We start from the raw sequence: 23,714 nt of genomic DNA on the forward strand, positions 1-23,714 counted from the left end.
AGGAAAGAGATATACGGCGGAAATGCAGTATTTCCAGTGAATACACCAAAAAATTCAGTGGGTTCCGAGATTCTCTTCGCTAACTCATGAGAGCCGGGAGCTTCGCAGCCAAGGTGTCGATCACGAGCCGAACCTTCGGCTGCATTGCAGGCGACTTTACCCAGACGACGTTGGCGTCAAAGGCGACAGCCGGAATATCCGTCAAGACCCGGCGAAGCTCGCCGGATGCAACGCGGTCCCGCACGAGCCAGCACGGTAGCCAGGCAAGGCCGACGCCTTGTGCCGCGGCGTCGGCGATGGTTGCAAGATCGTCGAGCCGCAGCCGCGATCGCGGCAACACCTGCCGGAAGGGTTCGGCGTTTGTCGGGAATATCCAGGTGCGGTTTCGATCCCGCCTCCCATAGACGATGCCGTCATGCATTTCGAGGTCTTCGAGCTTGGCTGGAATGCCGCGGCGTTCGAGGTAGCCCGGAGAGGCGCAAACCGTCATGCGCTGCTGGGCGATGACGCGCACCATCAGGCCGGGATAGTCCCCGAGAGGGCCGTTGCGCACGGCAATATCGAAGCCGTCGTCGACTAGATCGACGATCCGGTCGTTGAAGGAAAGATCAAGTTCGAGATGCGGATGTTCGTCGAGCAGCTTGATGAGTATCGGTGCTGCACACTGACGGCCGAAAAGAACCGGCATTGTGACCCGCAGGCGCCCGCGCACCTCCTGCTTGCCGCTTTCGAGAAGCGCTTCGCCACGCGTGATCTCCTCGACCGCGCGCAGGCAGTGCTCGTAAAAGAACTGGCCTTCCTCCGTCAGGCTTTGCGCTCTGGTCGTGCGGTGAAAAAGACGCACGCCAAGCCTTTGTTCCAGGCGTGCGATCGTCTTTCCGACGGCTGAGCGCGTCAAATGAAGGCGCTCGGCGGCTGCGGAAAAGCCGCCTGCTTCCGCGACCTCGACAAACACCGATATGCCTTTGAGCTGTTCCATCATTGTATCCTTTAGGGAAACATTTTGTGGAATTAATAACGCAACTGTCGATCAAATTTCAACGATATGCTTCGGCTCCGTCAACCGAATGGAGTGAGAAGAATGTTGGCAAAGCAATGGTCGATCGACAATATTGGACCGACGAATCTGATGGTGCGTGAGGCGGCGGTCGAAGAGGCGAGCGGCAACAAGGTGCTGGTCCGTGCCGAGGCGGTATCGCTGAACTATCGCGACAAGCTGGTGCTGGAAACCGGCATGGGTCTGCCGCTACAGTTTCCGTTCGTTCCGGCATCGGACCTTGCCGGCGTGGTCGAAGCTGTCGGCCCCGGCGTCACGCGCTTCAAGCCGGGCGACCGCGTCATCACGACCTTTCTTCCCGGGCGCATCAACGGGCCAGGCCTCGGCGATGCCCGCCACCCGCCCTACAAGACGCTCGGCGGATATTATCCGGGCGTGCTTTCCGAATATGTGACGTTTTCCGAGGACTGGTTCGTTCACGCGCCCAAGACGCTCGATGCCGTTGAGGCGAGCACGCTGCCGTGCGCAGGTCTGACGGCGTGGTTCGCGCTCATCGAACTCGGCAGGCTGAAGGCGGGCGACAAGGTAGTCATTCAGGGAACCGGAGGGGTTGCGCTCTTCGGTCTTCAACTTGCCAAGATGCACGGTGCCGAAGTCATCATCACCTCGGCAAATGCCGAGAAGCTCGAGCGTGCCCGTGCCCTCGGCGCCGATCATGGGATCGGCAGGGAGAATTGGGCCGAAAGCGTCCTCGAGCTGACGGAAGATTACGGCGCCGACCATATCTTCGAAATCGCAGCCGGCGCCAATTTCGGCGAGTCCCTAAAGGCCGTGGCGGTCAACGGCCGGATTTCCGTGATCGGCGTCATGGATGGCATCGATCTGTCTGCGCCGGTGCAATCGCTGCTATTGAAGTCGCCGACGGTACAGGGCCTTAGTGTGGGACACCGCCGCGCGCTGGAGGACCTGGTCCGCGCCGTCGATCGCACCGGCCTGAAGCCGGTGATCGACAAGCGCTACGCCTTCGACGAACTGCCAATGGCGCTTCAGCACCTCGATCGCGGCCCCTTCGGAAAGATCGTCATCGAGTTTTGAGCCGGGTTCTCCGCTCCCGTCAGAGCATTCTGGCGGGAGCCCCGGCTACAGCCACTTCGCCCGGCGGAACAAGGCGAAGAGCGTTACGCACAGGGTTGCGATCACGCCCAGCACCACGAAATAGCCGTACTGGAATTTCAGTTCCGGCATATCGTTGAAATTCATCCCGTAGATACCGGCGATCGCCGTCGGAACAGCAAGGATCGCCGCCCATGAGGCGAGCTTGCGGGCAATCGCCGTCTGTTCGGTCTGGCCGATCATCACGCTGGCTTCGAAGGCGAAGGCGAGGACTTCACGCAGCGCGTCGATATCTTCCTGGACCCGGCGCACATGGTCTGTGACGTCGCGAAACAGCGATTGAAGCGTCAAGTCCATCCCCGGAAGGTCGATATGCTCATAGCGGCGACAGACGTCCACGAGCGGCACGACGGCATTGCGCAGCCGCAGCAGCTTGCGCCGCAGCAGGTAGAGGCGCTCGATGTCGACCTTTGTAAGCTGTTCGCGCAGCATCAGATCTTCGAGCGTCTCGACTTCTTCCTGCACGACTTCGATCACCGGCATGTAGTTGTCGACGATGAAATCGAGGATGGAATAGAGAATGTAGTTCTCCCCATGGGCGAGCGCCGCCGGCGTCGCCTCGCACCGCTGCCGCACCGCCAGGTACGATGACGATGCGCCATGGCGCACGGAAACGACATAGCCCCGGCCGACGAAAAGATGGGTTTCGCCGAAGACGATTTCGCCGTCCTTCATGTGGGCGGTACGGGCAACAATGAACATGGCGTCGCCATAAATCTCCAGCTTCGGGCGCTGATGCGGCTGGGCAGCATCCTCGATCGCCAGCGGGTGGAGATTGAACTCGGCCTGTACCTGGTGCAGCAGCATCTCGTCCGGCTCGTGCAAGCCGATCCAGACGACTGCATTCTCGTGCGTTCGCCATTCGCTGGCCTCTTCTATCCGGATATCGCGGATGCGCTGTCCCTGCTGGTAGACGGCAGCTGCCACGACCCCCGGACGAGCAGGGGGTGACGATGCCGGCGCAACCGCGCCGGTTTCGGCGCGAGCGGAAGTGCTGTTCAGATTTTTGGTTCGTTCCAAAACCGTCTATTCCTCCCGCTGAGGCGTCCGCGGCCGATGATGCTCAAACGAAGAGAACCATAGCCCCATTTTTCGGAATACGCATCCGCAATAGCGTTGGAGGAGGTCAGTCACTGCGCGGCCATTGGGGCTTCACCGTTCGTAAAGGCGAAGCCCTCGTCAGCCCAGCCGGTCATGCCGCCGATCATGACCTTGACGGAGAGGCCGAGCCGCGCCAGGCGCAGCGCCGCCTTGTCGGTGCCGTTGCAATGGGGCCCGGCGCAATAGACGACGAAGAGCGTATCGGCCGGCCACTCCGACATGCGGTGGGCGGTCATCTTGCCATGCGGAAGGTTGATCGCGCCCGGCACATGCGAGTGGGAAAAGAGCGCCGGGGATCGAACGTCGATAAGGACGAAGTCAGCCTTGCCCGAGGAAATGGAGGCCTGGACGTCCCAGCAGTCCGTCTCGAAGGCGAGCTTGCGGGCGTAGTAGGCGGCGGTTTCCTCCGGAGCGGCGGCGGGTGTTTCGCTGACGGGGCTCGGCATCGGTTTTCCTTTCACGGTTCGAGTTGCCGCCGACCATCGCTGATGTTATGGCATGGCGAAATTGGCTTTAATGACGGTTAGCGTAAATATCATGCCAAATTCGCTCAGACGCCCGCATGTCGTCGTGCTTGCCTATGACGGGCTATGCACTTTCGAATTCGGTATTGCTTACGAAGTCTTCGGTCTTCCGCGCCCGGAAATGGGCGAGGGCTGGTATCATTATTCGGTCTGCGGCGTCGAACCGGGGCCGCTGCGTGCTGCGGGCGGATTGAGTGTCTCAGTCGATCGCGGCCTGGAGGCTCTGGCCGAAGCCGATCTCATCGTCGTGCCGGGCTGGCGGTCGATCGATGCGCCGGTGCCGGAGCCGTTGATCGATGCGCTGCGTCAGGCTCATGAGCGCGGTGCCCGTATAATGTCGCTCTGCTCCGGCGTTGCCGTGCTTGCCGCGTCCGGTCTTTTGAGCGGCCGGCGTGCGACCACGCATTGGCGCTATGTTGCGGCGCTCGCAGCGCGCTATCCGGAGATCGCCTTCGATGCGACCGTTCTTTACATGGACGAAGGCAGTATCCTGACAGCCGCGGGCAGTGCGGCCGGCATTGATCTCTCTTTGCACGTCGTGCGCGGTGATTTTGGCGCAGAAGCCGCAAACAGTGTCGCGCGCCGTCTGGTGCTTCCGCCGCATCGCGAAGGCGGGCAGGCGCAATTCATCAGCGCGCCCGTGCTCGAAGAGCGGGAGGGAATGCGGCTCGGGCCGCTGCTCGAATGGATGCGGGAGCGGCTGGACGAGGAGCAGTCGATCAGCCTGCTGGCGCAAAAGGCGGGCATGAGCCTGCGCACCTTCCAGCGCCGCTTCGAAAAGACGACGGGCCTCAGCGTCGGCGAATGGCTGCTCAAAGAGCGGCTTCGCCACGCCCGCGATCTCCTGGAAAGGGAACTCGCCGCATCGCTTGACGACATCGCCGCCGCCAGCGGCTTCGGCACACTGGCGACGATGCGGCATCATTTCCGTAAGCGGCTCGCGACAAGCCCGAGTGCCTACAGGAAGTCGTTCGGGGTATAGTTGCGGGGCGCGCCGCCATGTTGCTGCCCCTCACCCTCGCATGCGGGGAGAGGGAACGTACCATGCTCAAGGTCGAGCCCAAACGGCGCGGCATAGTTCCTTCTCCCCGCCTGCGGGGAGAAGGTGGCGTCAGCCGCATGAGGGCATCGCCGCAGTTTGCGGGGTCGCGACCGTCTTCTACTCTGCCGCCTGTCTTGCCATCGGATTGTTCGGGTGGGTCGTCCAGTTGGCGTAGTTCGGGTCGACGGGGCGGCCCGTGCGCTTGTCAAGCGCGCCGGCGGGCAGGGCTTCCAGGGTGATGCAGTTTTCGACCGGGCAGACGTTAACGCAAAGATTGCAGCCGACGCATTCCTCTTCCATCACCTCGAAATGGCGCATGCCGTTGACGAACTGCGTGATCGCCTGATGCGAGGTGTCCTCGCAGGCGATGTGACAGCGGCCGCATTTGATGCAGGCGTCTTGGTCAATTTTCGCCTTGGCGACATAGTTGAGGTTCAGATACTGCCAGTCGGAGACGTTCGGAACGGCGCGGCCGGTGATATCGTCGAGCGACCTGTGGCCCCTGGCGTCCATCCAGTCGGAGAGCCCGGTGATCATCTCCTGCACGATCTTGAAGCCGTAGGTCATGGCCGCGGTGCAGACCTGCACGTTGCCAGCGCCGAGCGCAAGGAACTCGGCAGCATCGCGCCAGGTGGTCACGCCGCCGATACCGGAGATCGGCAGGCCGTAGGTTTCCGGATCGCGGGCGATCTCGGCCACCATGTTGAGCGCGATCGGCTTCACCGCAGGGCCGCAATAACCGCCATGGCTGCCGCGGCCATCGATCGACGGTTCAGGAGAGAACGTGTCGAGATTGACCGCGGTGATCGAGTTGATCGTGTTGATCAGCGAGACGGCGTCCGTACCGCCGGCCTTGGCGGCGCGTGCCGGCTTGCGGATGTCGGTGATGTTCGGCGTCAGCTTGGTGATGACCGGCATGCGCGTGTACTGCTTGCACCAGCGCACGACCATCTCGATATATTCCGGCACCTGCCCGACCGCGGAGCCCATGCCGCGCTCGGACATGCCGTGAGGACAGCCGAAATTGAGTTCGATGCCGTCGGCGCCGGTTTCCTCCACGAGCGGCAGGATCGCCTTCCAGGCCTCTTCCTCGCAGGGAACCATGATCGAGGCGATCAGCGCGCGGTCCGGCCAGTTCATCTTCACCTGCTTCATTTCGCGCAGGTTGGTGTAAAGGTCGCGATCGGTAATGAGCTCGATATTGTTGAGACCCAAGAGGCGGCGGTCGGCGCCCCAGATCGCGCCGTAGCGCGGGCCGTTGACGTTGACGACGGGCGGACCTTCCTCGCCGAGCGTCTTCCAGACGACGCCGCCCCAGCCCGCTTTAAAGGCGCGCTCGACGTTATAGGCCTTGTCGGTCGGCGGCGCAGAGGCGAGCCAGAACGGGTTGGGCGACTTGATGCCGACGAAATTGTTGCGGAGATCAGCCATTGTTCATTCTCCTCAAGCGACGGCGACGGCTGGCTGCGCACCGGCAGCAAGCGTACGGTTGATGGATTCGGCAGCATCGCGGCCTTGCGCGACGGCAGATACGGTCAGGTCATCGCCGCCGAAGACGCAGTCGCCGCCTGCCCAGACGCCGTCGAGCGAGGTGCGGCCTTCGCCGTCGACAGCGATCCGGCCGGATTCCATACGCAGCGAACCGAGACCGGATGTTTCAAGGGTCTGGCCGATCGCCTTGAAAATCTGATCGGCGGCGATGACCCCGGTTTCGCCGGTCGTGACGAGACGGCCGTTGGCGAGCTTGGTATATTCCACCTCGATCGCGGCGACCTTGCCGTCCTGCGACAGGATGGACTTCGGCGCCAGCCAGTGGCGAATGATGACACCCTTGGACGTCGCGAGGTCCTGCTCGAACTCCGAGGCGTTCATATGCTCCTTGCCGCGGCGGTAGCAAATCGTCACTTCTTCGGCGCCAAGCAGCTTTGCCTGAACTGCCGCATCGATGGCGGTCATGCCGCCGCCGAGAACGACGACGCGGCGGCCGATGGCAACGTCCGCCTTGTTCGTCGCTTGACGGAGAGCGGCGATGAAATCGACCGCGTCATCGACACCTGGCAGGTTCTCACCATCGACGCGCAACGCATTGACACCGGCAAGGCCGATGCCGAGGAAGACGGCGTCGTACCTAGACTGCAGATCGGCAAGCTGGATATCACGGCCAAGCTGCTGGCCGTGGCGGACTTCGATGCCGCCGATCGAAAGCACGTAATCCACTTCCTTCTGGGCAAAGTCGTCGACGGCCTTATAAGTGGCGATGCCATATTCATTCAGGCCGCCGGATTTCGACTTGCTGTCGTAGATGGCGACATCGTGGCCCTTCACCGCAAGGCGGTGAGCGGCGGCAAGGCCGGCCGGGCCGGCGCCGACAACGGCGATCTTCTTACCGGTCGAGGCAGCGCGTTCATAAAACTGTTTGCCTGCCTGAATGGCGATATCAGTCGCATAACGCTGCAGGCGGCCGATCTCCACGGGCTTCTCCTCTGCGGTATTGCGCACGCAGGCCTGTTCGCAGAGCTCTTCGGTGGGACAGACGCGAGCGCACATGCCGCCCAGGATGTTCTGGTCGAAGATCGTCTTGGCCGAGCCGATAGGGTTCCCGGTTGCGATCTGACGGATGAAGAGCGGGATGTCGATTGAGGTGGGACAGGCCGTCATACACGGCGCGTCATAGCAAAAATAGCAGCGGTCGGCGGCGACCAGCGCCTCATGCTTGTCGAGGCGCGGATGCAGATCGGAAAAATTAGTTTCATACTCGGCGGTCGAGAGCCGGCCGGAATGAATCCCAGTTTCCAGTCGTTCCATTGAAGTTCCCTCATTATTGGTAAACGGCTAGTGAGGGAAGCGTAACTCAGGATAAAAAATTTATCAAACGGTAAAATTTTGAAACTTATATTCGTGTAAGTGCCTGTTTTTGTTATTTTAGCTCGCGGCATGGAGCCCGTGCGCCCACCATCCATGAAGCCAGGCATTCGCCACCTTGCAAAAAAGATTCATAAAAATTCAATTTTTTTCGGATTCGGCGGAACCAAAGGTCAACGCGGTCGTTATTGCGGCATCCGGATGATGATCGCATCGACCCAACATGCGCGCCCCCAACCCATCATCCGGACTACTCACGGTCCCCTCCCGATGAGTGAAAACAGCCAGTGCGCCGCCCTCGCACTGGCTGTTTCTTGTTGTGGCCCAATACTGCGAAACTCAGGGCCGCTTCAGGATTTCGAATTCGGTCTCTGGGATCTGCAGGTAATATTCGATACGGCCAGGGACGAGCCGGAGCTCCGCCTTGCCACTCATGGACGAGGGAACGACGCGTTCCAGCACGGTCTTGCCGAAGCTGTTTTCGCTGAACTCGTGAATCTCGGTCCGGTTCGGGAGGATTTCCACCCAGGCGATCTCGATCGCCTTCTTGCCGTTGTGCTTCGCTTCCTTGCAGTTCAGGGTGATCGACGACGCGCCGCCGGCAATTGCGCCATAGGAGGCCGAATTGACGATGAGCTCATGAAGCGCCAATCCGAGATGGACGGCGGCATTCGGCGTCATATGCGCATTGATGCCGAAGATCGGCATGGAGCCTGCCGTTTCCGGCCAATAGGGTGCGAACTGCTTTTCAGCAAGGTCGAAGAGATAGGCGCCGCGCCAGCTCGAATCCGTAATCAGATCCTGCGAGTTGGAAAGCGATTGAAGGCGACCGCGGAATTTTGCAAGGAAGCTGTCGAGCGACAGCGTATTGCGGGCCGTTTGCGTGGCGATGCCCTGAATGATCGCAAGCAGGTTCTTCGAGCGGTGCGACAGTTCGCGCAGCAGTGATTTCAGCACTTTTTCACGGTGTCGCATCTCGGTGACTTCGGAGATGACCGAAAGAATGCCGAGCGAGCCGCCGTTATTGATGCGCTGTACTTTGAGTTCGTAGGTCCGGACCTCGCCATCGACGTCCATATCGATCTCGGCATTCGTCGCCGTCCCGGTTTCGAGCACCTTGAACTTGAGGGTCCTCAGATAATCGCCGTGCGCCTCGCCGAAGAGGTCGCTGTCGCTGCCGCCGGCGAAAAACAGTTCGGCGAAATGGCGCGGAAGATTTTCGGCGTAGGAAAGTGTCAGTGTGGAATCCTGGAAGAGAATCGAAATTCCGGCGCTGCTCAGCGCCCGCTCCATCATCGCGGACTTGCCCTCCAGCGCGAAAGGCTTGCCGGTTAATGGTTCTGTCGTATTCACCAGGCCGCCTTTCCTTCGATCCTTCTTGCGCAGCTGGAAAGAGGTTGCCATTTCAGGAACCCCGCTGGTCATATTATGACCAAGCGTTGGAGAAACCGTTAAAGCTGTTGCCGGAGCGCCCCAGCTAGCTGGGAACGCCTCGCTATTGGCTTTGTTCCGTCGCTTTGACGGTTCAGCTTCATGCCGCAACCTTGGTGGATTCATTGAAGAATAGCGCCTGGCTGATCAAAGCCTTGACCATGTCTGGATTGAAGGGCTTGGTGACCAAAAACGTCGGTTCCGGTCGCTCACCTGTCAAAAGGCGCTCTGGAAAAGCGGTGATGAAAATCACGGGCACGCTTGATGTCTTCAAAATGTCGTTCACGGCATCGATGCCGGAACTGCCGTCGGCAAGCTGGATATCCGCAAGGACCATGTTCGGCTTGGTCTTGTTGTAAAGAGCCACGGCTTCGGAATGCGTGCGTGCGATTCCGGTAACCTTGTGGCCGAGGCTTTCGACCATCTGCTCGATATCCATCGCGATCAGCGGTTCGTCTTCGATGATCATGATATCGGTGGCCACCTGCCGCGAGATTTCCTGCGAGGCCTTGTCGAGCAGGCTCATCACTTCCTGGTCATCGGTTTCGAGGATGTCGGCGATTTCGCCGACGCGGAAATTCTCGACCGACGCGAGGATGAAGGCCTGGCGGGCAAGCGGCGAGACCTTGGCGAGGTTTACGGTCGCACGCTGTTCCCAAGCGTAAGGCGACGCCGGCTCGGGAATCTGGATGGCAGTGGAACCAAACAGTTTCGTGAACAGTTTGTAGAGTGCGACACGGTCATTCTCGGTATCCGGGAAAATGGATATATCGGCGATGATCGCTTCCAAAACTGCGGCAACGTAAGCATCACCCGAAGTCTGGGTGCCGGTAAGCGCGCGGGAATAGCGACGCAAATAAGGAAGATGCGGCGCGATTCGAGTAGAAAGTGTCATTAAAAACTCCCGTCCGTAGGCCATAACTGGCTCTAATGCAGTGGAAACGTCGCGCTATTAAAAAAGTTCCAGTATATGCGGAACTTTTTTCACAGCCTTGCATTATGCTGGCGACGAATGAAGGGCGTACCGCGATTTTGAGCCTCGATAAACGGCAAGTATTTCAGCACCAACCGCCTAGAGCGGCGGGGGGTGGTGTTGGCATATCAAGCCGCAGCGCAAACGTATCGTCCATTCAGACAAAGACAACGGCGAGAAGCGACGAGTTTATGAAAAAACAGCAGACAGAAGAACAGAATGAGCGGCGGCTCGAAATGCGCGCAAGCGATATCCTTGATCCAAACAACCAGATCGGTGTCAAACTGCGGTCCCTTTATGCAGCCGCACAGGACGAGGCGATCCCCGATCGTTTTCTCGATCTGCTCGAGAAGCTGGACCAGGCTGAGATGATGGCTTCGGCCAAACTGGCCGAGTAAGGGCGAGCTGATGGATAAGGCTAAACCAAGCTTCAAACGCGAACTGTTGGCGGCATTGCCGAGTCTGCGTGCATTCGCGATTTCGCTGATCGGCCGGCACGATCGCGCCGACGACTTGGTGCAGGACACCATCATGAAGGCCTGGGCAAAGCAGGATCACTTCGAGATGGGCACCAACATGAAAGCCTGGCTTTTCACGATCCTGCGCAACGAACTCTATAGCCAGATGCGTAAGAGCGGCCGGGAGATCCAGGACAGCGACGGCCTTTTCACCGAATCCATGGCGATGCATCCGGCGCAATACGGCGCGCTCGACCTGCAGGACTTCAAGAAGGCGCTTGACCAACTGCCGCCGGATCAGCGCGAGGCGATCATTCTCGTCGGCGCATCGGGCTTCTCTTACGAAGAAGCCGCTGAGATCTGCGGATGCGCCGTCGGCACCATCAAGAGCCGCGTCAATCGTGCGCGCCAGCGCCTCCAGGAACTGCTGCAGATTTCCGGCGAAGCCGATTTCGGCCCGGATTCGACGTCCGCGCCGCTGACGTCGAAGGCCTTCGCCTTCTGATCCACGCGTTGAATGGGAGGAAAAGGCCGGCTGCCAAAGGCGCCGGCTTTTTTGTTGGGCAAGAGATGAAAACTAGCCCTGAAAACTCGGCAGCAAACATGCCGGTGGCGACGCTGCGCAGGATGCTTGACGATCGAGGTGCGGTCACTAGCTGTTTTCATGACCGGTGCTCGTTGCGGATTTGAGCGTGGCTTGCGGGCATGGGCTACCCGAGGAGCAACTCATGAACAGCAACGAACGTCCACCATTTATCACCCACTGGCGCAATATCGAGCGACCCGATGAGCTGCATTACTCAGAACGCGATGAACGCATGAGCATTGGCGCGCCTTTTGGCCGGGCGTTCAGCCTATCCAAACTCGGCATTCATCATGAGCGGTTGCCGGCCGGTCGGCGCACATCGCTTCCACACGCCGAAAGCGCGGAGGAGGAATTCGTCTTCGTTATCGAAGGGTATCCCGACGTGTGGATCGATGGCCATCTGCATCGGCTCGCACCAGGCGACGGCGTGGGGTTCCCGGCGGGCACCGGCATAGCCCATAATTTCATCAATAACAGTGAGGAGGAGGAGGTCCGCCTGCTCGTGGTTGGAGAGAGGCACAAGCCGGAGAACCGTATTCACTATCCTCGCAACCCGGAAAGGAAGGCGCTTATTGACGACTGGTGGGACGATTGGCCGAAGCGGCCACTTGGTCCCCATGACGGACTTCCGGACCGCATCCGGAAAAGTGCGAGCGAAACTGGCTAGAGGTCAGGATCCCTAGTCGCGGTTTTTGGAGCCCATCAGGTTTGTTGCAACGAGCGCGGCAAGCACGCCGGCCGTCAGGAGCGGCTGTGAACGGACAAGGCCGATGCCGACGGCTGCCAGCGACTCGACCGCCAGGCGGCGCTCCTGCGCGCGACGCGCATCCTGTGCGTTCATGATCTTCATGACGATCAGCACGACGATGCCGATCAGCAGCGCGCATGCTGCAAGAAAGAGGGCAGCACCCACTGCGCCGTAGACGCCCGCGAGCCAGATTGTCCCGGCTGTCACCGCAAGCACATAGGCGGTCAGAAGGAAGATTGCGGCGAGCGCAATGAAAATACCGTTGCGCTTGGTTCGCGCAACGGTCCTGTGAAAACTGTTTCCTATCAAAAGGCTGAGGATCGGAAAGAGCATCGATCCCCCTTAGCGGCGTGCGAGGAGCGCGAGCACGAGGCCGAGGGCGGCAGCCGCACCGATCGTTGCGATCGGATGCCTGCGTACCGTATGGCGAACTTCATTTGCGCCGCGCAGATAGCTCTCCTGCAGATCGTGCAGGAGGTCTTCGCTGCGGCCAAGAAGTTCGTCATAACCGGCAGCCGCCTGATAGCGGAGCTTTTCACCGCGCCGTCGCGAATTCTTGGCAACCAGCTTCGTCAGGGTCCCGATTTCGTCGCGCAGGCTCTCAATCTGATCCTCGATCGTGGACTCGATGTCGTGAAGCGTACCGTTGCCATGGCGCCGGCCGCGAATGGACGGGAGGATGGAAGCCATGATGCTCTCCTTGGCATGGGCGCGCGCAAAGTCGCGGGCCGGTTTCAAACGAGGTCAGCACCGATCATTGCAATAAATAGTATCGCCCGGCATTGATCCAAATCATCGACACGTCAACGCGCTGGCCAATCAAAAGTTCCGGCCTTTAGCGGCCGGCAAGCGCGCTGTGAGCCAGGACAAAGGGTGTTCCGTCCTTCGGAACCTGATTGATGCGCAGCCGACATCCGAATACAGATTGCATGCGCTCGTCGGTGAGCACGTCGCTGACGCTGCCGGCAGCGGCCAGTCCCCCACCTTTCATGAGTACGATCTGGTCCGCGAAAAGAGCGGTCAGGTTGAGATCGTGCATGACCGCGATCACGCCGCCGCCTGCGTCGCAGAATTTCCGCGCAAGGCTCATGATCGTCAGCTGATGGCTTATGTCGAGGCTGGAGACCGGCTCATCGAGCAACAGCCAGCAGGGTTTTCCGTCCACGACGGGCTCGCAGATCTGGCACAGTACGCGCGCGAGCTGGACGCGCTGCTGCTCGCCGCCCGAAAGCTCCTGGTAAAAACGGCCTTCGAAGCCTCCGAGGTCAACGGCGGCGAGCGCCCGTGCCGCGATCTGCTCCGCCTGTTCGGAGTGCAGGTTCAGCCCTGTCGTCAGTCCCATGCGCACGACCTCGCGCACTGTGAACGGAAAGGAGATGGCGCTTGCCTGCGGAAGTACGCCGCGAATGGCGGCGAGCTGCCAGGGTTGCATTGTCTTGACCTCTTCGCCGTTGATGCGCACGGAGCCGTCGCAGGAAAGCTCACCGGAGATCGCCTTCATTGTGGTCGTCTTGCCGGAGCCGTTCGGTCCGGCGATCGCCGTCAACTGGCCGGCCATCGCCGTAAAGCTGACGTCATGCACGATTGTCTTGCCCGACAGGCGGACCGAGATGCAGGAAAGTTCGATCATCGGAATTCACTTTTAGAGCGCAAGCAGCGAGCGCTGCCGCAACAATATCCAGAGGAAGAAGGGTCCGCCGACTGCAGCCGTGATGATGCCGATCGGCAATTCGGCGGGCGCGACGATGGTGCGCGCCAGAACGTCGGCGAAGATCAAGAGCGAGCCGCCGAGGAGAGCGGAGGCTGGCAGCAAATAGCGATGGTCGGGGCCGATGATCATGCGCAACAGATGCGGTACGACAATGCCGACAAAACCGATACCACCGCTGACGGCGACCGACGCGCCGGTTGCGGCGGCAACGGTTACGATCGCGATATTCTTCAGCCGCTGAACCGGGACTCCCATATGAAACGCCGCCGCTTCGCCAAGGGTTATGGCATTCAGTCCGCGCGCCATGAAGGGCAGGACTGCGAAGGATGCCAGAATGATCGGGCCGGCGGCGGCGATCTTCATCCAGGTTGCGCCTGCGAGCGAGCCCATGGACCAGAAAGTGAGGTCGCGAAGCTGCTGGTCGTTGGCGATATAGGTCAGCAGACCTGTCATTGCACCGGTCAGCGCTGCGAGCGCGATTCCCGCCAGCAGCATCGTGGCGACCGAGGTCTGGCCATTGGTCGTTGCGATCCGGTAAAGCAGCACCGTCGTAACAAGGCCACCGCTAAAAGCTGCAACCGGCAGGGCATATATGCCGAGCAGCCCAAGGAACGGCATGGCGATCGTTCCGCCGAGCACGATCATCACGACGGCGCCGAAGCTCGCTCCGGACGACACGCCGACGAGGCCGGGATCGGCAAGCGGATTGCGGAACAGTCCCTGCATCACAGCGCCGGAGACGGCGAGCGAGGCGCCGACGAGAAAGCCGAGGATCGCCCGCGGCATCCGGATGTCGAAGATGATGATCTGGTCGCGCATGTTGAGCGCCGCCTCAGAACCCGCCACGTTTGCAATTACGTCGACGATCGAGGCGTCCGAGGCGCCGGTCGTCACCGAAAACAGCAGCGAGAAGACGGAACCCACGACGAGCAGACCGATCACGAGGAGCGCCAGCCGCCCCCGATCGCCTGCCTCGCGATGCTCGCGAAGCGCGGCTATCGAAAAAAGTGACCGTTTCTGCCCCGTCATGGCGTTCAGCAGAGCCATCTTAGCCCCCGTAGATGGCCGCGTTCAATTCGCGGACGGCGCCTGCGGTGCGCGGGCCAAAGCCGAGCAGGTGCAGGCCATCCATGCGGATGACGGCCTTCTTCTGGGCCGCGGGGGTCAGTGCGAGCGCCGGCTGCTTGAAGAGGTCATCGTTGGCGGCCGCGTGACTGCCCTGACGGTTCATCATCAGGATCACATCGGGCTTTGCCTCGACGATCGCCTCATCGGTCACCGGCTTGTAGCCAGAGAAGCTGCCGACGGCATTGATGGCGCCCGCGAGCTTGATGATGCCATCAGCCGCCGTTTCCGTGCCGGAGGCCATGATCTTGCCGCCCTGCGTACTGAGGATGAAAAGCACGCGCTTGCGCTCCGCTTCCGGCCGCTTGCCGGCATCGGCGATTGCAGCATCCAGATCGGCGCCGACCTTGGTTTCCAGCGCCCTGGCCTTGTCGGGCACGGCGAGCAGTGCGCCGATCTTGTCGATCTTCGTCAGAATGCCTTCGCGATCGTAGGTATTCGGAACCGTCTCGAACGGCACACTGGCATTCTTCAGGACGGTCAGCGCTTCCGGCGGACCCGATCCTTCGACAGCGATGATCGCGGTCGGGTTGACGGCAAGGATGCCTTCCGGCGAGAGAGCCCGCATATAGCCCACGTCCGGCAGCTTCATGGCCGCTTCGGGATAGGTGCTGGTGGAATCGCGGGCGATGAGGCGGCTTTCTTCGCCGAGCGCATAGACGATTTCCGTCACGTCGCCGCCGACGGCGACGAGGCGCGAGGTGTCGATCTTTTTCGGTTCCTCGGCCTGCGCCGCCCGAATGAAACCATTCTCCGCCGTTGCAGCGGGCAGCAAGGGCAGCGCCATGACGGCCGCCGTCAGCGCCAGTTCGCAAAGCCGGAGGCGGCGCAAGTTCGAAGGTATTTTCATCGTTGCGCTCCTTATGCTGCGATGCTCGTTCCGGCCTTCGGCAGGCTTTCGATGATCTCACGCCAATCGGTACGCTCGTCGAAACCTTCCTTCCGCTTGCCGAAGAACTGGATGATCATTTCGCCCTTGGCGTCATAGGCTTCCAGCGAAGTGACGTGGCCATCCTTGGTGGGCTTGCGCACCGCCCATGTCTCGGCGATGTGGTCCTGGCGAAGGTGCAGGTGGAAGGTCGGATCCATGATGTTGATCCAAGGTCCCATCGCCTGAACGTTGAAGATCGGGCCAGAATGGATCTGCACGATGCCGTTGTTTGCGACAAAGCACATGATCGGCAGACCGGCTTTGACGGAGGCGTGCATCATCTCGGCCGTCGCCGTGGTGTCGAGCTTCCAGGCGTAATCGTCGCCGACCGCGCGCAGCGCTGCCTGGCGGCCGATTTTCAGGCGCTTCAGCATGCCGAAGAATTCATGCGTGTCTGTGAGCTTGCTCCAGTTGTCGCGCAGCTCGTCGCGGCCGACGTCGCCGCTCTCATCCTCTGAAGCGGAGATTTCGGCTTCGACGAATTCCTGTGACTGGTCGTCGAGCTTCAGATCAGCGACGATCGAGCGGTAGGCCTCGACGTTCGAATTCGGGCGCAGATGCACCTTGTGGACCGCGTTGCCCGTCTTGTCGAAATACTGCAGGCTGAGGCGTTCCTCGTCGCCATTCTTCTTCGTGACGGCAAAGCCACATGCCCAGCGGCTCGGGAAGATGCGAAGGTCGATGTTTTCGCCGAGCACAATTGCGCTCTGCATGCCCATTTTGATGTTTTCGAAGACGCCGATCTTTTCGTGGACCGCACTTTCATTGCGCGACAGCGCCATGACTTCGCCGAGTTCGGCCACGCGCTCCAGAAGCTTCAGCGCGCTGGCGTCGATGCGGATCGCGGAAATGCCGGCTTCGGCGGCGAGGAGGGCCGCTTCGGAAATGTTCAGCCGCGCTGCGATATCGCGCTCGCGCATCTGCGGATTTTCGGCGCGGAACGCGCGAATTTCGGCCGGTGCCGGTCTGGTCTCATCAGTCATCTGCTACCCTTACTTATTGAGAATGAGTTTGCCCTGCCGGGTAATTTTCATGCGGTAGACCACGCCGTCATGCCGGATCATGATCTCGTTCGCGCCGCGGAAAATGTCCGCGCTTTCGATGGTGCGAATTTCGGCCGCCTCCCGCGGGACAGGTGCATGCTTAAAGGTGTCTGGCTTCTCAACCATCATTTCGGTTGGCAATTTCCGCTAGCGCCGGGGTGTTTTCCTCCGGCCTTGATACAATTATCTTGACTTTCATAGTCACCATTTTTTAAAGACGCAATAGAAGACTTATCAACTCAAGTTTTAGAAATTACATGGAGAAGCGGTGATGGCGGCGGGCAGATTTGCGGCACTTGTGGCAGGCGGATTGATGGCGGCCGGAAGTGTTTGCTCTGCTTATGCGCAGGACGCCGCCGCGGCCACCCCGGCAAATGCCCTCGAAGTCGAGTTGAATGCGCTGACGCCCTCGCAGAAGGGCTGCATGATGACCTTCGTGGCGCTCAACAAGCTTGCAGCACCCGTCAACAAGATCTCTTTCGAGCTTGCCTTCTTCAACGACAAGAACACCGTCGACAAGATCACCGTGCTTGATTTCCGCGATCTGCCGCAGGGCAAGAAGCGCGTGCGGCAGTTCGACATGCCGAATGTGAAGTGCGAGGCCGTGACCCGCATTCTCATCAACGATACGCCGGTCTGCGACGGCCCGGCAGCGGGCGAATGCATGAAAGGTCTCGTTACCCGTTCGCAGACTTCCGTTCCCTTCGAGGGGTGAGCAATTCACGCTGGGGATGATCTCCGGCGGGCTTCAGTTTCAAACCGGCCGGGGCAGGGCACATGGCAGTTTCAGCGAAATCCAGGTCGCGACGCGATTTCATCGTGGAGCAGGATGCTGACGGTTTGAACGACAATATGCCGGGGATCCATCCGGGTCATGAAATGCCTGAGCTGCGCAGTGCGCAGCGCCAGCCCGCCGCAGAAGCCGTGATCCACTATGCGCGCCTCTCGTTGATCGGATCTTTCCCGGAGCACCCCCAAGCGCAGAAGACAGCGGCGGCAGACGCGCCGCCGATGGACCATGGTGCCCTTGAAAAGCAGGCAAGCGAGCCGAAGCCGAACAAGCAACGCGTCGCCGCTGCCTGCCTGACGTCCTTTGCCTTTCACGCCATTCTCTTCACTGTCCTGGCGATCGGCTTCGTCGTCACGCCGCACGGCCCGGAGGAGGAAGCGGGCGAAGCCGTGAGCGTCGTCATCCTTGGCGATTCCGAAGCCGACCAGGCCTCTGCCGGCGATCCGGATCTGCAGGTCGAGCCGCAGCCGGAAGAAGTAGTCGCCGAAACGGTGCAGCCGCAGACTGTTCAGCCGACGGATGTCCAACCGACGGAGGTTCCACCAGAAACGGTGCAGCCGACGCAGGCGGAGGCCATACCGCCAATGCAGCAGGTTACGCGCGTCTCCCCCGAGACGGTGACGGCGGCGGAGCCTGAGGTGCTGACGTCGAATGTTCCTGCTGAGACCTCGGTCGTGCAGCCGATGGCCACGGAGGCACCGGACGAATTGAAGCCTGTCGAGCCGGTCGAGACCGCCGAAGCGTCGCTGCCGGAGCCGGTGCAGCCGCAAGAGACGCCGACGCCGACGGCTAAGCCGAAGCCGGTGGAAAAGAAGCAGCCGCCGAAGAAGACGGAAAAGAAGGTTGCTGGCTCCCAAGGCGAGAACAAGCAGGATTCCAGGCGAGGGGCCAGCGATGGAAGCGAGACGGCAAATTCCGACCAGAACTCGCGCAGCGCCGGGAGCTCCGGCGGAGCTGGAAGCGCAGCCGTTGCGAATTATCCCGGCAAGGTGCAGTCGCGCATCCGCCGCGCCTTCAAGGTGCCCACGGAATATAAGCGGATGAGCGCTTCGATGAGTGTCCGCGTGCGCCTGACGATCGGCGGCGACGGTTCGCTGGCGTCTCTTTCCGTCGCGCGCAGCTCCGGAATTCCCGAGTTGGATCAGGCGGTTGTGGCCGGCGTGCGCCGCGCCTCGCCGTTCCCGCCGCTGCCTTCCGAGTGGGGCAAGCCGAGCTGGACCTTCACGCAGGACGTGCAGATCTCGGGTCGGCGATAAAATATGATAATAATAGTCAACTTTATTCTTTACTCCAAAATTCAAGTTTAATAAGGTCCGTTCGCACACGTTAGAATCGTGTGACGATCAACGAGCGAACGGGTGATGAATGGCTCGGAAGGCGAAGAAGCGATCTAACCGGGAAATCCGCGTCAGCGCGGATGTGGCAGCGCAGACGGCGCAGCAATCTTCCGGCGGATCGAAACTGGATGGCCGCAGTTTCCTCTATGTCGGCGGCCGCGATTGCCAGGTGGCGCATCTTCGCCAGATCGCGAGCAGCTTCGGTGCCGAACTGATCCATCATGACGGCGGGCTGCGCGAGGCGGTCTCGCGGATCGATACGGTTCTTCCCTCCGTCGACTGCGTGTTCTGCCCGATCGACTGTATCAGCCACGATGCCTGCCTGCGGGTGAAGACCGGCTGCAAGAAGTTCGGCAAGGCCTTCATTCCGCTGCGCAATGGCAGCAAATCGAGCCTCGAGCGTGCGCTGCAGACCATGAACGAACGAGACAATTCCCGATGAAAGACCAGCGCCCTGACGGGTTCATGATGATCGGCCTGCATAAGCTCGCCGAGCAGAATGGCGACGGCCTCGTGCCCGAGCTCTACGATCTCTTGGTGAAAAACGCCGAGCGCCAGCAGCTTTATCCGAACGTGACGGAATTTCCCGTCTGGGAAGCGCGCATGCCGGGAGAAAAGACCGATGCCGCGCTTGGCCGCGAGGCGGCAAACGGCAATAATGTCGTTGCCTTCCCGCAGGCCCGCGCGGACGGCACGTAGGTGTAAGGAGCTCCCGATGTACATTGCGATGAACCGCTTCAAGGTCGCAACTGGCGCCGAGGCGGATTTCGAGAATGTCTGGCGCAACCGCGACTCCAGTTTGGCGCAGGTGCCCGGCTTCGTCGAGTTCCGCCTGCTGCGCGGTAAGACGGATGCGGAGGACGGCTATACGCTGTTCTCGTCCCACACGGTCTGGCAAAGCGAAGAGGATTTCCAGAACTGGACGAAATCCGAGAACTTCCGCGCGGCGCACCGCAACGCGGGTGACCATAAGGTCATGTACAAGGGGCCGCCGGTATTCGAAGGTTTCAACGTCGTGGACGGTATATGAGCAGCGATCCGGCCCGAATCGAGGTTCTGCCGGTCCTGCCGTCGCTCGATATCGCCGAGACGCTTGCCTTTTATCGTGACGAACTCGGCTTTGCGCAGATCGTGCACCAAACGCCTGACTATCTGATCGTCAGGCGCGATGAGATGGAGCTGCATTTCTGGCGCACCGACGATGCCAGCCTGCCGGAGAAGACGTCGATCTACATGCGTGGCGGGCGCGTTGCGGCCCTCCATGCCCGCCCTTCGAGCTCGAGGCCGAGTTCGCGAAAGAAATCAATCGTCCCTCCGAGGTCTTCGACGACGATTCCTACATTGTCCATCCGCTTGAGCGCCATGTTTCCAATCTCCAAGGTGTCGTTTCAATCGACAAGGTGTCGCCTCGTCTAACAAAGGACGTTTGAGGCACCCCAACACCGACAGCCATCCACGCCCAGTTCGCTGCTGTCCACATCAGAAGCTTGAACCATGGACCGCCTCAAACCGCCACCCCGTGTTCAAACGGTCTCTCAGCGCTGCGGCACCCGGCCGAAGCGCAGCAGGTTGCCGTGCGTATCATGGATGTAGAATTTCTCCATGTTCCAAGGCCGCACTTGCATATCCGTCAGATGCCTGACGCCCTTCGCGCGATGCGATCGAAGGAGAATGGGCCGGACGTGTCACTGGACTGGCCGATCAGCGTGTCGAGATTGCCATGATGCGCACACCGGATGGCCACAGCCGGCTCGAGCTCTCCCGCTTCCTCACGCCGCCTGTCGTCGCAGATCACCGGAACGCCCCGGTCAACGCCCTAGGCTACCTCCGCGTCATGTTCGCCGTGGACGACATCGACGAGACGCTTGAAAGGCTTCGCACGCGCGGCGCGCAGCTCGTAGGCGAAGTAGTCCAGTATAAAGACGCGTCTCGGCTCTGCTACATCCGTGGGCCTGAAGGGCTTCTCATCGGACTCGCCCAAGAACTCAGTTGAGCGCAATACGAAGACAAATGGCGAAGAGTGACCAATGTGCGAGTGCGTCCGAGGCCGACCCGCCTGTTCGAGGTCCATCCCTCCACGGTCGGTCGCGGGACCGGGGCAAGCTCATGGACAAGGCCGCCGATCTTGATCGTCATCGAAGTCGTCCGACGCATCGAAGGCCAGCCTGGGCTCAATGTTCTGCCGCGACCTTCGGCTGGATGACACGATGGCGGCGCCTTGTTCGCAACTACGAGGCCCGCCATGGGCGGTCTTCTGCTCCGACGTATCAGCCACTGACCTTCTCAAACGGACTCTAAGCTTATGGTTTGGTGCGCATCAAGCCGCCGGCGGCGATCGCCAGCCAGCCGAGCATCATTGCCCAGCCGCCAGTCGGCGCGGCAAAGGGGAATAGCCCGATCCCCGCAAAACGCAGCATCACGAGATCGCCGGCAAAGAGCAGCGTGCCAACGATGATCAGAAAACCGGCCAGCCGGGCGGTTCTGACCGCCTTAATGCCGATTGCGAGACCTAATAGAGCAGGGGCGTGTGCCAGGCACATGGCGGAGGCGGAGGCTGCGAGCGCGGCTTCACCACCACCGTGGGCCGCGACGGCGGCAAGTGCGACGCCCGCGGCGCCGAAAAGACCGGCAAAGACGAAGAAAAGCGGTGCGGCACGCGTGTTCGAGATCATGGCTGATCTTACTCCCTGTTCTGCATATGAAACGCCAGCCGTTCGATCGGCGGCCAGATGATCTCACGCAGCTTCTCGTTGACGATCGTCTCGTCCATTGCACGGCGGAAGCAGAGCAGCCACTCGTCACGCTCGACCGGGCCGATCGCGGCGACGAAATGGCGGCTGCGCAGCCGCGGATGGCCGCGTTTGTCAGTATAGAGCGGCGGGCCGCCGAGGTAGCCGGTCAGATATTCGTAGAATTTCTCCTCGCTACCTTTGAGACTCGGCGGATGGACCGCGCGGACACGCCTTGCCGCCGGCAGCGTGTCCATCAGCTCGTAGAAACGCTGCGTCAGCGCCCGCACCGCGAGGTCGCCGCCGATCGCCTGATAAAGCGTGATAACTTCTTCCGTCAAATTCCATCCCCCGAAATGCATTTCTTAATGCACTGCTGCTGCCCTATTCGCAACCGGTTGCGATGCGCCGCGGCATTTCGCCCAGGTTGCCTGAGACAGAGCGTGGCTGCAGATTCTGATTGACAAAACCGTCCAGACGGTATTTTTATAGACCATGTCAACTGCTCATCATCGCAAGAAACAGCCTGTTCTCGTCCGCCGGCAATTGCTGGATGTCGCCGCACGCCTTGCGACGGAGCAGGGCATGGCGTCGGTGACGCTCGATGCCGTCTCAGGCGCATCCGGCATCAGCAAGGGTGGCTTGCTGCACCATTTCCCGACCAAGAACGCGCTGCTGGATGCGCTGTTCGACAGTCTGCTCGAGCGCTTCGATCAAGAACTCGATGAACTGATGCGGGCCGATCCGGTGCCGCACGGGCGCTTCACGCGCGCCTATCTTTTCGTGTGCGCCGACATCAGCAAAAGGACGGATGACTCCCGTCACTGGACGCAGGTGACGATTGCAATGCTGGCCGAGCCGCGGCTGCGCCAGCGTTGGCGGGAATGGGTGCGGGAGCGGACCGAAGAATATATCGGCACCGACTCGTCGATCGACGCTCAGATCGTGCGCTTTGCTGCGGACGGTCTCTGGCTTGCCGACGCGACGGAAAGCCACTTGATCGGCACTACCGAACGCAGGGCGCTGATTGCCCGGCTTGCCGAACTCACGAAGCGCTAATTATTTTCGAAGGACAGAACCATGAGCCCGGCTGCCGTCTACGCGCTGCTTTTCGCCGCAATCGTACTGGAAGTGATCGGCACGACCGCGCTGCAGCTCTCGCAGCAACTCACGCGCTTCTGGCCGAGCGTACTTCTCGTCGTCTGCTACGCGGCTGCCTTCTACGTCCTGTCGCTCACTTTGAAGGTGATTCCGGTCGGCATTGCCTATGCGATCTGGAGCGCATTGGGAATAGTGCTGATTTCGGTGGTCGGGTTGGTCTATTTCAAGCAGCGGCTCGATCTTCCCGCCGTGATCGGGCTCGGGTTGATCATTACCGGCGTTCTGGTCGTCAACCTCTTTTCGAAATCCATTTCTCATTGATTTCTCTCGGTTTTCTCCGCTCATTGCCTCGCCTTGGAGGAGCAGCGCCAAGAGGTCCATGTGCCGGCTGCGTTGACGAGCATCGCGGATGCCCCAAATGAGCCGGTAAGGAAGGCACTGGAGCCGATTGAAGAGCGCGGCCCGAAACCGCACCGGACGGCCAAGCCGCTTACTGCTGAGGAGATGGCATGAAAGAGTGCGCGCCCGCTGAGAGAACGGATCACTGAGATGCAGGTGATGATCGAGGGACAGTCACACTTCCAGCCTTTCGGCTTATCCTATTGGGGTTTCGAAGATCTCAATAAGGGAGTTGGAAGCATGACTGCCTCTTATGAATACCATATCGGCGTCGACTACCACAAATCCTACAGCCACCTGGTGGTGCAGGACAGCAGCGGCAAGACGCTACGATCCGGCCGGGTGAAGAACGACCGCCAGTCTCTGGGTGGGTTTCTGGAACGCTACCGGGAGAATTCGCATGCGGTTGTCGAGGCGACCCGCAACTGGATGGTGATCTACGATTGGCTCGACGACATTTGTGATGATGTCGTTCTCGCCCATCCCTGGAAGGTCAAGGCNATTGCCGACGCCAAGATCAAGACCGACAAGATCGATGCGACGGTGCTGGCGCATCTGCTCAGAGCCGACCTGGTGCCGGAGGCCTGGGCGCCTGGAGAGCGAGCCCGCGAGCTGCGCGTCGCCCTGCGTGAGCGGATGTTTTACGTGCGGCT

Annotated in this window: 29 protein-coding genes and 4 pseudogenes; 16 read left to right on the top strand and 17 right to left on the bottom strand. The window is 60.7% G+C overall.

The features are described 5' to 3' along the window. Nucleotides 1–79: 79 nt before the first annotated feature. A complete protein-coding gene (locus A3C3_RS0123315) occupies nucleotides 80–979 on the bottom strand; it encodes a LysR family transcriptional regulator (RefSeq protein WP_022716998.1) in 900 nt (299 codons plus the stop codon). A gap of 102 nt (nucleotides 980–1,081) precedes the next feature. Here A3C3_RS0123315 and A3C3_RS0123320 point away from each other — a divergent pair, with 102 nt between their 5' ends. After that, entirely contained in the window at nucleotides 1,082–2,092 is a 1,011-nt protein-coding gene (locus A3C3_RS0123320; RefSeq protein ID WP_022716999.1) for a zinc-dependent alcohol dehydrogenase family protein, read from the top strand. A 45-nt stretch (nucleotides 2,093–2,137) separates the two neighbouring features. Here A3C3_RS0123320 and A3C3_RS0123325 read toward each other — a convergent pair whose 3' ends face one another. Together A3C3_RS0123325 and A3C3_RS0123330 are read right to left on the bottom strand one after the other, a co-directional pair. Next, on the bottom strand, nucleotides 2,138–3,190 hold the full coding sequence (locus tag A3C3_RS0123325) for a magnesium and cobalt transport protein CorA (RefSeq protein WP_022717000.1): 1,053 nt from the start codon (nucleotides 3,188–3,190) through the stop codon (nucleotides 2,138–2,140). A gap of 110 nt (nucleotides 3,191–3,300) precedes the next feature. Beyond that, the gene (locus A3C3_RS0123330) at nucleotides 3,301–3,717 is read right to left on the bottom strand and encodes a rhodanese-like domain-containing protein (protein WP_022717001.1); all 417 of its coding nucleotides are present in this window, start codon (nucleotides 3,715–3,717) and stop codon (nucleotides 3,301–3,303) included. Nucleotides 3,718–3,787: 70 nt separating this feature from the next. Here A3C3_RS0123330 and ftrA point away from each other — a divergent pair, with 70 nt between their 5' ends. Continuing rightward, on the top strand, nucleotides 3,788–4,777 hold the full coding sequence (gene ftrA, locus A3C3_RS0123335; RefSeq protein WP_022717002.1) for a transcriptional regulator FtrA: 990 nt from the start codon (nucleotides 3,788–3,790) through the stop codon (nucleotides 4,775–4,777). A 177-nt stretch (nucleotides 4,778–4,954) separates the two neighbouring features. Here ftrA and preA read toward each other — a convergent pair whose 3' ends face one another. The 4 genes from preA to A3C3_RS0123355 form a co-directional block, all read right to left on the bottom strand. Beyond that, the gene (preA, locus tag A3C3_RS0123340; RefSeq protein WP_022717003.1) at nucleotides 4,955–6,268 is read right to left on the bottom strand and encodes an NAD-dependent dihydropyrimidine dehydrogenase subunit PreA; all 1,314 of its coding nucleotides are present in this window, start codon (nucleotides 6,266–6,268) and stop codon (nucleotides 4,955–4,957) included. A 12-nt stretch (nucleotides 6,269–6,280) separates the two neighbouring features. After that, nucleotides 6,281–7,642 carry an NAD(P)-dependent oxidoreductase gene (locus A3C3_RS0123345; RefSeq protein WP_022717004.1) on the bottom strand — a complete coding sequence of 454 codons (1,362 nt, stop codon included), beginning with the start codon at nucleotides 7,640–7,642 and terminating at the stop codon, nucleotides 6,281–6,283. 396 nt (nucleotides 7,643–8,038) lie between these two features. Beyond that, nucleotides 8,039–8,992: a sensor histidine kinase gene (locus A3C3_RS0123350; protein ID WP_051154512.1), complete on the bottom strand. Its 954-nt coding sequence runs from the start codon at nucleotides 8,990–8,992 to the stop codon at nucleotides 8,039–8,041. A gap of 238 nt (nucleotides 8,993–9,230) precedes the next feature. After that, the gene (locus tag A3C3_RS0123355; RefSeq protein WP_022717006.1) at nucleotides 9,231–10,025 is read right to left on the bottom strand and encodes a response regulator; all 795 of its coding nucleotides are present in this window, start codon (nucleotides 10,023–10,025) and stop codon (nucleotides 9,231–9,233) included. Nucleotides 10,026–10,294: 269 nt separating this feature from the next. Here A3C3_RS0123355 and A3C3_RS0123360 point away from each other — a divergent pair, with 269 nt between their 5' ends. From A3C3_RS0123360 to A3C3_RS0123370, 3 genes are all read left to right on the top strand, one after another. Continuing rightward, on the top strand, nucleotides 10,295–10,501 hold the full coding sequence (locus A3C3_RS0123360) for a NepR family anti-sigma factor (protein ID WP_022717007.1): 207 nt from the start codon (nucleotides 10,295–10,297) through the stop codon (nucleotides 10,499–10,501). A 10-nt stretch (nucleotides 10,502–10,511) separates the two neighbouring features. Beyond that, nucleotides 10,512–11,066, top strand: a complete 555-nt coding sequence (locus A3C3_RS0123365) for an RNA polymerase sigma factor (protein ID WP_022717008.1) — start codon at nucleotides 10,512–10,514, stop codon at nucleotides 11,064–11,066. A 223-nt stretch (nucleotides 11,067–11,289) separates the two neighbouring features. Next, nucleotides 11,290–11,814 (top strand): cupin domain-containing protein, encoded by a 525-nt coding sequence (locus tag A3C3_RS0123370; protein ID WP_022717009.1) that lies wholly within the window; start codon nucleotides 11,290–11,292, stop codon nucleotides 11,812–11,814. A 12-nt stretch (nucleotides 11,815–11,826) separates the two neighbouring features. Here A3C3_RS0123370 and A3C3_RS0123375 read toward each other — a convergent pair whose 3' ends face one another. The 7 genes from A3C3_RS0123375 to hemP all read right to left on the bottom strand — a co-directional run bounded on the left by A3C3_RS0123375 (nucleotide 11,827) and on the right by hemP (nucleotide 16,834). Then, complete coding sequence (locus tag A3C3_RS0123375) at nucleotides 11,827–12,228, bottom strand: hypothetical protein (RefSeq protein WP_022717010.1); 402 nt, start codon at nucleotides 12,226–12,228, stop codon at nucleotides 11,827–11,829. A 9-nt stretch (nucleotides 12,229–12,237) separates the two neighbouring features. Then, nucleotides 12,238–12,585, bottom strand: a complete 348-nt coding sequence (locus A3C3_RS0123380; protein WP_033419784.1) for a DUF883 family protein — start codon at nucleotides 12,583–12,585, stop codon at nucleotides 12,238–12,240. A 145-nt stretch (nucleotides 12,586–12,730) separates the two neighbouring features. Next, nucleotides 12,731–13,525, bottom strand: a complete 795-nt coding sequence (locus A3C3_RS0123385) for a heme ABC transporter ATP-binding protein (RefSeq protein ID WP_022717012.1) — start codon at nucleotides 13,523–13,525, stop codon at nucleotides 12,731–12,733. Between the two features lie 12 nt (nucleotides 13,526–13,537). After that, nucleotides 13,538–14,653, bottom strand: coding sequence for a FecCD family ABC transporter permease (locus A3C3_RS0123390; protein ID WP_022717013.1), 1,116 nt, complete (start codon nucleotides 14,651–14,653; stop codon nucleotides 13,538–13,540). 1 nt (nucleotide 14,654) lies between these two features. Continuing rightward, nucleotides 14,655–15,581: a heme/hemin ABC transporter substrate-binding protein gene (locus A3C3_RS0123395; RefSeq protein ID WP_022717014.1), complete on the bottom strand. Its 927-nt coding sequence runs from the start codon at nucleotides 15,579–15,581 to the stop codon at nucleotides 14,655–14,657. An 11-nt stretch (nucleotides 15,582–15,592) separates the two neighbouring features. Further along, nucleotides 15,593–16,645, bottom strand: a complete 1,053-nt coding sequence (locus A3C3_RS0123400) for a hemin-degrading factor (RefSeq protein WP_022717015.1) — start codon at nucleotides 16,643–16,645, stop codon at nucleotides 15,593–15,595. A gap of 9 nt (nucleotides 16,646–16,654) precedes the next feature. Beyond that, nucleotides 16,655–16,834 carry a hemin uptake protein HemP gene (gene hemP, locus A3C3_RS0123405; RefSeq protein ID WP_028739934.1) on the bottom strand — a complete coding sequence of 60 codons (180 nt, stop codon included), beginning with the start codon at nucleotides 16,832–16,834 and terminating at the stop codon, nucleotides 16,655–16,657. A 142-nt stretch (nucleotides 16,835–16,976) separates the two neighbouring features. On the opposite strand from hemP, the gene A3C3_RS0123410 reads away from it, so the two are divergent. The 6 genes and pseudogenes from A3C3_RS0123410 to A3C3_RS48225 all read left to right on the top strand — a co-directional run. Beyond that, on the top strand, nucleotides 16,977–17,420 hold the full coding sequence (locus A3C3_RS0123410; protein ID WP_022717016.1) for a hypothetical protein: 444 nt from the start codon (nucleotides 16,977–16,979) through the stop codon (nucleotides 17,418–17,420). A 62-nt stretch (nucleotides 17,421–17,482) separates the two neighbouring features. Next, entirely contained in the window at nucleotides 17,483–18,751 is a 1,269-nt protein-coding gene (locus A3C3_RS0123415) for an energy transducer TonB family protein (protein ID WP_022717017.1), read from the top strand. A 109-nt stretch (nucleotides 18,752–18,860) separates the two neighbouring features. Beyond that, nucleotides 18,861–19,274 carry a DUF2325 domain-containing protein gene (locus A3C3_RS0123420; RefSeq protein ID WP_022717018.1) on the top strand — a complete coding sequence of 138 codons (414 nt, stop codon included), beginning with the start codon at nucleotides 18,861–18,863 and terminating at the stop codon, nucleotides 19,272–19,274. Continuing rightward, nucleotides 19,271–19,531, top strand: a complete 261-nt coding sequence (locus tag A3C3_RS0123425) for a hypothetical protein (protein WP_022717019.1) — start codon at nucleotides 19,271–19,273, stop codon at nucleotides 19,529–19,531. The genes A3C3_RS0123420 and A3C3_RS0123425 overlap by 4 nt, the downstream gene beginning before the upstream one ends. Before the next feature lie 16 nt (nucleotides 19,532–19,547). Next, a complete protein-coding gene (gene hmuQ / locus A3C3_RS0123430) occupies nucleotides 19,548–19,862 on the top strand; it encodes a heme-degrading protein HmuQ (RefSeq protein ID WP_022717020.1) in 315 nt (104 codons plus the stop codon). Then, nucleotides 19,859–20,098 (top strand): annotated as a pseudogene (locus A3C3_RS48225) (VOC family protein); the annotation flags it as partial. The gene hmuQ and the pseudogene A3C3_RS48225, both read left to right, overlap by 4 nt. Here A3C3_RS48225 and A3C3_RS48230 read toward each other — a convergent pair. Further along, nucleotides 20,095–20,196 (bottom strand): annotated as a pseudogene (locus tag A3C3_RS48230) (VOC family protein); the annotation flags it as partial. The pseudogenes A3C3_RS48225 and A3C3_RS48230 overlap by 4 nt on opposite strands. Before the next feature lie 287 nt (nucleotides 20,197–20,483). On the opposite strand from A3C3_RS48230, the pseudogene A3C3_RS39030 reads away from it, so the two are divergent. Both A3C3_RS39030 and A3C3_RS47225 read left to right on the top strand, forming a co-directional pair. Continuing rightward, nucleotides 20,484–20,825: pseudogene (locus tag A3C3_RS39030) on the top strand (VOC family protein); the annotation flags it as partial. 98 nt (nucleotides 20,826–20,923) lie between these two features. Next, nucleotides 20,924–21,130 (top strand): annotated as a pseudogene (locus tag A3C3_RS47225) (hypothetical protein); the annotation flags it as partial. 2 nt (nucleotides 21,131–21,132) lie between these two features. On the opposite strand, the gene A3C3_RS0123455 reads toward A3C3_RS47225, so the two are convergent. Both A3C3_RS0123455 and A3C3_RS0123460 read right to left on the bottom strand, forming a co-directional pair. Next, on the bottom strand, nucleotides 21,133–21,504 hold the full coding sequence (locus A3C3_RS0123455) for a DUF423 domain-containing protein (RefSeq protein WP_022717025.1): 372 nt from the start codon (nucleotides 21,502–21,504) through the stop codon (nucleotides 21,133–21,135). An 8-nt stretch (nucleotides 21,505–21,512) separates the two neighbouring features. After that, nucleotides 21,513–21,902 carry a group II truncated hemoglobin gene (locus A3C3_RS0123460; protein ID WP_028739935.1) on the bottom strand — a complete coding sequence of 130 codons (390 nt, stop codon included), beginning with the start codon at nucleotides 21,900–21,902 and terminating at the stop codon, nucleotides 21,513–21,515. A 154-nt stretch (nucleotides 21,903–22,056) separates the two neighbouring features. On the opposite strand from A3C3_RS0123460, the gene A3C3_RS0123465 reads away from it, so the two are divergent. The 3 genes from A3C3_RS0123465 to A3C3_RS0123475 all read left to right on the top strand — a co-directional run. Next, on the top strand, nucleotides 22,057–22,620 hold the full coding sequence (locus tag A3C3_RS0123465; RefSeq protein WP_022717027.1) for a TetR/AcrR family transcriptional regulator: 564 nt from the start codon (nucleotides 22,057–22,059) through the stop codon (nucleotides 22,618–22,620). A gap of 21 nt (nucleotides 22,621–22,641) precedes the next feature. Beyond that, a complete protein-coding gene (locus A3C3_RS0123470; RefSeq protein WP_022717028.1) occupies nucleotides 22,642–22,983 on the top strand; it encodes an SMR family transporter in 342 nt (113 codons plus the stop codon). A gap of 318 nt (nucleotides 22,984–23,301) precedes the next feature. Next, nucleotides 23,302–23,714: IS110 family transposase (locus A3C3_RS0123475; RefSeq protein WP_033419736.1), on the top strand; the 413-nt coding region annotated here is incomplete at its 3' end.

This window comes from Rhizobium mongolense USDA 1844 (assembly GCF_000419765.1).
Taxonomy (GTDB): Bacteria; Pseudomonadota; Alphaproteobacteria; order Rhizobiales; family Rhizobiaceae; genus Rhizobium; species Rhizobium mongolense.

Excerpts from the sequence above, each read along its gene's own strand:
- A3C3_RS0123350 (WP_051154512.1), bottom strand. The coding sequence starts at position 8,992 with ATGGAGCGGGCGCTGAGCAGCGCCGGAATTTCGATTCTCTTCCAGGAT.
- A3C3_RS0123360 (WP_022717007.1), top strand. The coding sequence starts at position 10,295 with ATGAAAAAACAGCAGACAGAAGAACAGAATGAGCGGCGGCTCGAAATG.
- A3C3_RS0123315 (WP_022716998.1), bottom strand. The coding sequence starts at position 979 with ATGGAACAGCTCAAAGGCATATCGGTGTTTGTCGAGGTCGCGGAAGCA.
- hemP (WP_028739934.1), bottom strand. The coding sequence starts at position 16,834 with ATGATGGTTGAGAAGCCAGACACCTTTAAGCATGCACCTGTCCCGCGG.
- A3C3_RS0123455 (WP_022717025.1), bottom strand. The coding sequence starts at position 21,504 with ATGATCTCGAACACGCGTGCCGCACCGCTTTTCTTCGTCTTTGCCGGT.
- A3C3_RS0123375 (WP_022717010.1), bottom strand. The coding sequence starts at position 12,228 with ATGCTCTTTCCGATCCTCAGCCTTTTGATAGGAAACAGTTTTCACAGG.
- A3C3_RS0123410 (WP_022717016.1), top strand. The coding sequence starts at position 16,977 with ATGGCGGCGGGCAGATTTGCGGCACTTGTGGCAGGCGGATTGATGGCG.
- A3C3_RS0123415 (WP_022717017.1), top strand. The coding sequence starts at position 17,483 with ATGGCAGTTTCAGCGAAATCCAGGTCGCGACGCGATTTCATCGTGGAG.
- A3C3_RS0123420 (WP_022717018.1), top strand. The coding sequence starts at position 18,861 with ATGGCTCGGAAGGCGAAGAAGCGATCTAACCGGGAAATCCGCGTCAGC.
- A3C3_RS0123470 (WP_022717028.1), top strand. The coding sequence starts at position 22,642 with ATGAGCCCGGCTGCCGTCTACGCGCTGCTTTTCGCCGCAATCGTACTG.
- A3C3_RS0123330 (WP_022717001.1), bottom strand. The coding sequence starts at position 3,717 with ATGCCGAGCCCCGTCAGCGAAACACCCGCCGCCGCTCCGGAGGAAACC.
- A3C3_RS0123370 (WP_022717009.1), top strand. The coding sequence starts at position 11,290 with ATGAACAGCAACGAACGTCCACCATTTATCACCCACTGGCGCAATATC.
- A3C3_RS0123355 (WP_022717006.1), bottom strand. The coding sequence starts at position 10,025 with ATGACACTTTCTACTCGAATCGCGCCGCATCTTCCTTATTTGCGTCGC.
- A3C3_RS0123390 (WP_022717013.1), bottom strand. The coding sequence starts at position 14,653 with ATGGCTCTGCTGAACGCCATGACGGGGCAGAAACGGTCACTTTTTTCG.
- A3C3_RS0123385 (WP_022717012.1), bottom strand. The coding sequence starts at position 13,525 with ATGATCGAACTTTCCTGCATCTCGGTCCGCCTGTCGGGCAAGACAATC.
- A3C3_RS0123425 (WP_022717019.1), top strand. The coding sequence starts at position 19,271 with ATGAAAGACCAGCGCCCTGACGGGTTCATGATGATCGGCCTGCATAAG.
- A3C3_RS0123320 (WP_022716999.1), top strand. The coding sequence starts at position 1,082 with ATGTTGGCAAAGCAATGGTCGATCGACAATATTGGACCGACGAATCTG.
- preA (WP_022717003.1), bottom strand. The coding sequence starts at position 6,268 with ATGGCTGATCTCCGCAACAATTTCGTCGGCATCAAGTCGCCCAACCCG.
- hmuQ (WP_022717020.1), top strand. The coding sequence starts at position 19,548 with ATGTACATTGCGATGAACCGCTTCAAGGTCGCAACTGGCGCCGAGGCG.
- A3C3_RS0123380 (WP_033419784.1), bottom strand. The coding sequence starts at position 12,585 with ATGGCTTCCATCCTCCCGTCCATTCGCGGCCGGCGCCATGGCAACGGT.
- A3C3_RS0123400 (WP_022717015.1), bottom strand. The coding sequence starts at position 16,645 with ATGACTGATGAGACCAGACCGGCACCGGCCGAAATTCGCGCGTTCCGC.
- A3C3_RS0123465 (WP_022717027.1), top strand. The coding sequence starts at position 22,057 with ATGTCAACTGCTCATCATCGCAAGAAACAGCCTGTTCTCGTCCGCCGG.
- A3C3_RS0123345 (WP_022717004.1), bottom strand. The coding sequence starts at position 7,642 with ATGGAACGACTGGAAACTGGGATTCATTCCGGCCGGCTCTCGACCGCC.
- A3C3_RS0123365 (WP_022717008.1), top strand. The coding sequence starts at position 10,512 with ATGGATAAGGCTAAACCAAGCTTCAAACGCGAACTGTTGGCGGCATTG.
- ftrA (WP_022717002.1), top strand. The coding sequence starts at position 3,788 with ATGACGGTTAGCGTAAATATCATGCCAAATTCGCTCAGACGCCCGCAT.
- A3C3_RS0123395 (WP_022717014.1), bottom strand. The coding sequence starts at position 15,581 with ATGAAAATACCTTCGAACTTGCGCCGCCTCCGGCTTTGCGAACTGGCG.